Origin of the sequence: Peptococcus simiae (assembly GCF_046097595.1) — a bacterium.
Classification (GTDB): domain Bacteria; phylum Bacillota; class Peptococcia; order Peptococcales; family Peptococcaceae; genus Peptococcus; species Peptococcus simiae.
Genome location: NZ_JBJUVG010000033.1, coordinates 1 through 924 on the forward strand (window position 1 = coordinate 1; position 924 = coordinate 924).

The 924-nt window shown below is 54.3% G+C and carries 1 rRNA gene; it reads right to left on the bottom strand.

Features of this window, described 5'->3' with window-relative positions:
* Nucleotides 1–924 (bottom strand): 16S ribosomal RNA (locus ACKQTC_RS09205); the annotation flags it as partial.

A 924-nucleotide genomic window follows, 5' to 3' on the forward strand; every position in this document is an offset into this window, starting at 1 on the left:
AATGATGGCAACTGAATACAAGGGTTGCGCTCGTTGCGGGACTTAACCCAACATCTCACGACACGAGCTGACGACAACCATGCACCACCTGTCTCTGCTGTCCCGAAGGAAAAGGTACATTACATACCTCGGCAGCAGGATGTCAAGTCTTGGTAAGGTTCTTCGCGTTGCGTCGAATTAAACCACATGCTCCACCGCTTGTGCGGGCCCCCGTCAATTCCTTTGAGTTTCAGTCTTGCGACCGTACTCCCCAGGCGGGGTACTTATTGTGTTAACTCCGGCACCGAGGGTCTTGAAACCTCCGACACCTAGTACCCATCGTTTACGGCGTGGACTACCAGGGTATCTAATCCTGTTTGCTCCCCACGCTTTCGCGCCTCAGCGTCAGTTATGGCCCAGTAAGTCGCCTTCGCCACTGGTGTTCCTCCTAATATCTACGCATTTCACCGCTACACTAGGAATTCCACTTACCTCTTCCATACTCAAGTCTGCCAGTATCAGATGCACGTTCAGGGTTGAGCCCTAACCTTTCACATCTGACTTAACAAACCGCCTGCGCGCCCTTTACGCCCAGTGATTCCGGACAACGCTTGCCCCCTATGTTTTACCGCGGCTGCTGGCACATAGTTAGCCGGGGCTTCCTCCTCATCTACCGTCCTAGGTCTGGCAGTTACTACAAACCTCTCTCTTGGATGAGGACAGAGTTTTACAACCCGAAGGCCTTCTTCACTCACGCGGCATTGCTCCGTCAGGCTTGCGCCCATTGCGGAAGATTCCCCACTGCTGCCTCCCGTAGGAGTTTGGGCCGTGTCTCAGTCCCAATGTGGCCGTTCACCCTCTCAGGCCGGCTACTGATCATCGCTTTGGTGAGCCGTTACCTCACCAACTGGCTAATCAGACGCGAGTCCATCCGGTAGCAACAGC